Origin of the sequence: Microvirga soli, assembly GCF_016734765.1 — a bacterium.
Taxonomy (GTDB): domain Bacteria; phylum Pseudomonadota; class Alphaproteobacteria; order Rhizobiales; family Beijerinckiaceae; genus Microvirga; species Microvirga soli.
Window position 1 is genome coordinate 21098 of sequence record NZ_JAERQE010000054.1, and the last position, 6370, is coordinate 27467.

Here is a 6370-nt window from a genome sequence, read left to right on the forward strand (position 1 = left end):
TGAGGATGCACCGCACAGTCACAGACGTCCAAGACAATCAGCGTCAAGTGGCGAGCACCGCCCTGTGGCGGACTGTCGTTCTCCGCCTAACTTGGGGACCGGCTTGGACTAAACGGAGATCAGTCGAAAACTCCGCCCCTCGCGGCCCGAGCAGCCTAAGGCGGCCCCCAAACTGCCCCACCTACCCTAACGCTACGCTTTTCCAATGGTCATAAGCCATTGATGTTGCTATTCGTAATGGCCAGAGAAGAAGCGAAAATCGAATTAAATACGATTTGATGTCAGCTTTTGCGGTGGTATGCCGGAGGGCGTTGTGTGCTCTTTGCTTGGGATTGGATCACGTACGCCCGTGTCGGCTGGTCGCTATCAGCGGAGCTGCTAAACCCTTTGTTTTCAAAGCACTTCTGTGGGCCTTGGGAAAGCCTTCCCTGCCGGGCTAGTTAACAAAATGGCTTGAGAAACGTCTTCAAACGATCGGTTGCTCCCAGATTCCGACTGTGTACAAAGGCTCGTTTGTAGATAGCAGGTTGTACAAGTTCGGTACCCTCCCCTGCCCCCCTGTGCTGGCATTTGGCGGCTTTGGACCGGTGTACGTGGATCGAACACTGATCCTGTCGAAGGCGAACACCTGCTCTACTCATTTCTGACGTCGGAGCCGAACGGCGTGGTGGGGCCGCTTCATCCGAAGGCGATGCCTGTGACCAGACTACGCCTGCGGAACATGATGTTTGGCTCAACGCACCAACAGAAGAGGCCTGAAACTTCAGAGATCTCTTCCTGGTGAGATGCTGCAAATTGTTGCAAAAGGGAGCAAGTCCGATAAGCCCGACTAGGGCGCTCCCGAAGACTTGGCAGCCTCGTAATCGCGGTAAAGATCATTTAGCCGCTCGACCACAAAGTTCGCGAAGCCTGGCTCGTCCCTGCGATCAATCTGAAGAGTGCATCGAGACTCTGTCATTTGAATCACCGCCAAGCGCCGGCCAGTTGCGTCATTCCAGAAGGTCTGATCCCGCGGAGCGCCTAGTGTATCCTCTCTTTTTGACAGCCTCTGCAAAAGGGAGGCGAAGCGCTCGTCAGATCCAAGAGCCAAAAACTTTGAATCAGAGATGAGTGCGCTGCAACGGTCGACATTTCCCTTCTCTTGGATCTTGTCAAACAGTTCATTCCATCGGGGACGACCGACGCCTGGTGCTTTTCCAATTGCTTCGATAACCGCGCGGGGGATGCGCGAGCCGATCTTGATGAGGGTTGAGCAGTCGCTCTTCGAAACCGCTAGCGCCGAGCAGATGGTCTTACGGTCGAATCCACGCTCCTCGAGCTTTACTGCGAATGTCGCTTTCTCGATGAAGCTCAGGTCTTGGCGGGCGTTGTTCTCTTGTCCCTGAGCTATGACCAGTTCCGCATCGGTTAGGTCACGTACGATAGCGCGAACCTTAATGCCGAGCATCGCAGTCGCACGAACACGACGGTGTCCATAGGCTACCTGGTAGAAGGCCACCTTGCTCGGATGAGGACGGACTAGGATCGGAACGATCTGCCCCTGATCCTTAATCTGTTGAGAAAGGATGGAGGTTTCCTCATCAGAAATGTCCATCCTATCGCTGACGAAGGAGTCTTCAATGTTCGTCGTATCGATCTCAACGATGGTTTCACCAGCGGCAAGCTGCTGCTTCAGATTGTCAATAATGGTGACTTGTTCTTGCTGAGCCTTGCTGATGCTTGCGCCTACAGCACCGATTGCACCACCCGACACGTTGAGTGACCAAGAAGGTGCCGCCGGTCTAGGCTTCGGATCATCTGCGTCACGCTGTTGGGCGGCAGCAGTGCGATCGCTCTTGGCCTCGACAAGGTGTGGAGCGCCGGTAGCCGGATTGGTGGCTACATCAATGCGATGAACTGGGTGAGGCACGCTTTCAGATGATAGCAGCTCTTTGAGTTGGTTTGCTTTAGCCTTAGACATCAGAGTCTCCCCCAAGCGGCTTTAATAAGATCTTCGATTTCAGAGTTGACGTTATTCATGGCGTCCATAGCGCGGTCGAACGTCGACTTTGAAAAACGGTCGCGGGGCACTTCGTAAATCGTTTGTTTCGTGAGACCGGCGTCGGAGATGGCAGTGCTCTTGACCATCGGATTCCTGCAGACATTGTCGCCAAACATTTCTCGCATGAACTCGACCATCTGCGATTGCGGGATATCGCCGGGCTCGAAGCGCGTTACAAGATATCGCATCCAGTCGAACTGAGCTTTGCCGCCGCTTTCGTTGACTACTCGAAGAAGGTTTGAGGCCATGGAAAGGAATTGACTCATGGACATCAGATCAAGCATCTGGGGATGGACCGTGATGACCATGGATGTTGAGGCGCTAAGGGCGGCGAGCGTCAGGAAACCGAGTTGGGGCGGACAATCGATCACAACGACGTCGTAGTCGTTGGAGATCTCGCTGAGCACCAATGCAATACGCTGGAAGAATAGGGCATCGTTCGGTTTGCGGTGCAAGAGGGCCTTCGGAGTTTCGTGCTCAAACTCCATCAGCTCCAGATTCGCTGGAATAATGTCTAGGCCTGGAATGTATGTCTTCCGGATGATCTGCGATGGGTGTTGCAACTCATCATCGTAGCGGATTGAGCCATACAGGGTTTGATTGTCTTGAATGTCAAATTCAGGCTGGAGGCCGTGTAACGCGGTAAAGCTCGCCTGGGGGTCAAGATCTAGGGCGAGAACTCGGTATCCGTTCAGGGCGAGGTATTGAGCAAGGTGAGCGGAGGTCGTGGTCTTGGCTGAGCCACCCTTAAAGTTAACGCACGAGATCACTTGCAAGTGCTCATTGCCCGAGCGGTGCTTGACATATTTGCGGCCGCTCTTTCCGTTCCGATCGAGGTATTCCCGGATCTCATTAATGTCCTTGATTGAATACTGGCGGCGGCTGTTTGGCAAAACCTCGACTTGAGGCCCCTTCCCTTCCAATGCCAATTGACGCAGGTAGCTGTCGTCGACGCCGATTAACTTCGCGGCTTCTCCAGAGGTGAACTTCCGGAGGCTCCGTTGAGCATCAGGCGGATATTGCTTTCTCCGCATCCCGTCGAGACGCTGCGAGAGCCCGTCCGCATGTGCGCGCATAGTTTCGAAGTTTATCGTCGGCTGGGCTTTGACGGGTTCAGATTCTTTGATCTGGGGCAGGGCCATTGGGGCCTCCTTCTCACGGCAATCCGCGCGATTGGGCGGTACTGACCGTTAGAAAGCACCCACAAACCCTTAAAAAGGGTTAACAGAAAGGGGTAAAACGGCGGAAGTGCCGCAGTTTTGCGTTATAGATGTTCGCAGCTGCGAACTTTGAGGCTGTGTCGCCTTGCGCACCTAGGTAGGGCCGCAGCGATCTATGCTCTAATCTCGCGTTGGCTGGTGAGGGAATGTTCGCAGCTGCGAACTTTGAGTGATCGGGCCCTTTAGAGTAAGGGTTACATCTTGTCCCATGAGAAGAACCCTGCCCCGAGAGACTTCTTCCGCAGACGGAGTGCTGCCTACCCAACTCTATCCTATGCCGTCGGGGTGACGGCCTCAATTGTTCGCAGCTGCGAACTTTGGCATTTGCTTCATGTGGCGTGCAACCCGACTAAATCGCAATCCTGACCGACAGGCTCTGTGCATGTTCTTGCTCGTCGTAGTAGCCAGCCGCTTGCTGGACAGACTTATGAGCGGATTGGCGCATCGCGTCCACCAGCGGGATCCCGTCGCGTCCTGCTTGCGTCATGAAGCCCGACCGTAGTCCGTGGGCGCTGAAATCCGCCGGATCCAGCCCCGCCATCCGGCAGCGCTTCTTGAGAATGAGGTTGACCGACTGCGGGGTCAGTGCGTTGGCTCCGATGGAGCCGTCCTTGCGAACCTCCCTGAAGATTGGCCCGGAGGTGATGTAGGCGGCCTGCATCCATTCGTGAAGGGCAATAGCCGCACGGCCCGCAGCAAACACGAAGGCACCCTGCCCTGCCGTGGTGGTTTTCGTTCGGCCGAGAGCAATGCGAACACAGGGCGCCGTTGGCGATGCGGGGTCTGCTGGCCGCAGCTTGATGGGATCGGCCGTGCTGATCTGGGAGTGCCTCAGGGTCGCCACCTCGCTGCGCCGCCGCCCGCCGGCTGCGAACGCGATCAGGAGGATGGCCCGATCGCGGAGGTCAATAGCTTTGGAATCGCTGCAGGTGGCCAAGAGTCGGTCGAGGATATCGCGGGTGACGGGCTTGCGGCTCTTGCGCTGAGGCTCTCGAGCAGAGGCCTTCATAGCCAAGCGGAGAGCCTTCCTAATGCCCGGATGGTCGAACGGCGGTTCAACGCCCTTCCACTGGTGCAGGGTCGACCAGTTGGACAGCCGCCGGGAGACCGTCTTGGGAGCATGGGGCCCTTTGACCTTGAGGATCTTCCGATCCCAGAGGTCCTCCGCAACGTCGTCGGGCATGCCGTGAGCCGGATCAATGGCCCTTTGATCCGGGTCCCACATGTGGTGGGCAATGAACTTCAGGACGAGTTCCGGATCTGCCGGCCACGGGAGTGGACGCCTGGTCGCTGCCTGGCACCAAGCTTCGAGATAAGCGAGATCGGAGGCGAGGGCGCGGAGCGTGTTGGCCCCCATCCCTGTATCGGCGAGGTGCTTCAGGGTGGCAACATCAGCGTCAGTCAGAACTTCTGCATAGCGATCAGCTGCTGCCATCGGCAGCACGGCCGCCAGTGCGTCGAGTTGCTTTGCGCGCCTGATCTGAGATGCCGAACTGGCCAACGGTGTTTGCCCTACGTCAAGATCGTTCTTCTGGCCGGACTATGGTCGAGCCCCTCTGATTTGTGAACTGTGACTGAGCAGCCGCAGGCAGTTCAACCAGCCTGGCGTCGCACTCCTGCTGCATTCCCGTGGTTTGTGCCGCGCCGGCAGATAGGGAAGGAACGCCGCGTGAGCTGGATTACCGATGTCGCGCCCAAGATCAAAACCCTGTTCAAGCGGGATGCGCCTGACAGCCTTTGGATCAAGTGCCCGGACTCCGGGCAGGTGGTGTTCCAGAAGGACGTTGAGGCCAACCAGTGGGTGATCCCCGGCTCTGGCCACCACCTGCGCCTGTCAGCGATCCAGCGTCTGACGCTGACTTTTGATGGGGGCCAGTGGACGGATGTGCCAATCCCAGACGGGGACTCCGACCCGCTGAAGTTCCGGGATAACAAGCGCTACACCGACCGCCTGAAGGAGGCCCGGACGAAAACCGGGTTACCGGACGCGATCAAAGTCGGCACAGGAACCGTTGAAGGTCTGCCGATGACCGTGGCGGCCCACGACCCTGACTTCATCGGCGGGTCGCTCGGGGTGGCAGCCGGGGAGGCGTTCATCCGGGGTGCTGAAGCGGCGATCGAGCGAGCCACGCCCTATGTGGCGTTTACCGCCTCGGGTGGAGCCCGGATGCAGGAGGGCATGCTGTCCCTCATGCAGATGCCGCGGACCACAGTTCTGATCCAGCGGCTGCGTGAGCGAAAGCTCCCGTATATCGTGGTTCTCACGAACCCAACCACGGGCGGCGTCACGGCCTCCTATGCGATGCTGGGCGATGTCCATATGGCCGAGCCAGGAGCCCTGATCGGCTTTGCTGGGCCACGGGTGATCGGCCAGACGATCCGCGAGCACTTGCCCGATGGATTTCAGAGGGCCGAGTTCCTGAAGGATCACGGCATGGTCGACATGGTGGTGCACCGCCATGACCTGCGCTCAACCTTGGCCCGGCTGTGCAGCCTTCTCATGCGCCTGCCGGAGCGCGGGGTTACGCCCGTGGCCGAAGGGCCTGCGGAGGGCGAGCCGCTTCACCATGAATCCAGCCTCCCGGCACCCTCGGACGAAGAGACCGGCAGCCAGTAGGGGAGGGGCATCCTCCTCCGGGCAACCATCAGGGCCGTTACCGTTTTGATTGATGGACGAAGCCATAAGGGCCAGTATGGTTAACGAAAAGAAAACAGTCGGGAGGAGGGATGGCGCGAAACCCGGTTCGCGATGAGCGACAAGGGGATCTGTTCGGGGCACCTCCGCCACCTGCTAAACCGGCCCGCCGGACGTCCTCGCCGAGGCCAGTGCATGAGGAGACCCGGACAGGCGAGCCGGTGTCCATAGGGGCTCTTGGCGCGAAGGCCACCAGACCCACGATCGACGAACTCCTCGACAATATGCCGGATCAGGAACTGGCGTATCTGGCAGTCGAGGCCACGCGGTTGGTGAAGCGCAGGCTCACCCGTGGGCAGGGGAGGGGACTCCGACCGAAAGGCGCTGCCCAAGGGCGTGTCATAGGGCGGTGAATACTGCCTGATTGTGGGCTTCGAAAATTCCCTAGCTGATGCCCCTGCCTTCACGTCCTGA

At 58.3% G+C, this 6370-nt stretch carries 4 protein-coding genes; 1 reads left to right on the forward strand and 3 read right to left on the reverse strand.

Features of this window, described 5'->3' with window-relative positions; translation table 11 throughout:
* Positions 1-829: 829 nt before the first annotated feature.
* The 3 genes from repB to JKL45_RS25280 all read right to left on the reverse strand — a co-directional run bounded on the left by repB (position 830) and on the right by JKL45_RS25280 (position 4762).
* The gene (gene repB / locus JKL45_RS25270) at positions 830-1960 is read right to left on the reverse strand and encodes a plasmid partitioning protein RepB (protein WP_201864565.1); all 1131 of its coding nucleotides are present in this window, start codon (positions 1958-1960) and stop codon (positions 830-832) included.
* A complete protein-coding gene (gene repA / locus JKL45_RS25275; RefSeq protein ID WP_201864566.1) occupies positions 1960-3183 on the reverse strand; it encodes a plasmid partitioning protein RepA in 1224 nt (407 codons plus the stop codon). Before repA ends, repB begins: the two co-directional genes overlap by 1 nt.
* Before the next feature lie 427 nt (positions 3184-3610).
* Positions 3611-4762: a site-specific integrase gene (locus JKL45_RS25280; protein WP_246498934.1), complete on the reverse strand. Its 1152-nt coding sequence runs from the start codon at positions 4760-4762 to the stop codon at positions 3611-3613.
* A gap of 168 nt (positions 4763-4930) precedes the next feature.
* Between JKL45_RS25280 and accD the strand changes: the two genes are divergently transcribed.
* A complete protein-coding gene (gene accD / locus JKL45_RS25285; RefSeq protein WP_201864567.1) occupies positions 4931-5878 on the forward strand; it encodes an acetyl-CoA carboxylase, carboxyltransferase subunit beta in 948 nt (315 codons plus the stop codon).
* The last annotated feature ends 492 nt before the right edge of the window (positions 5879-6370 follow it).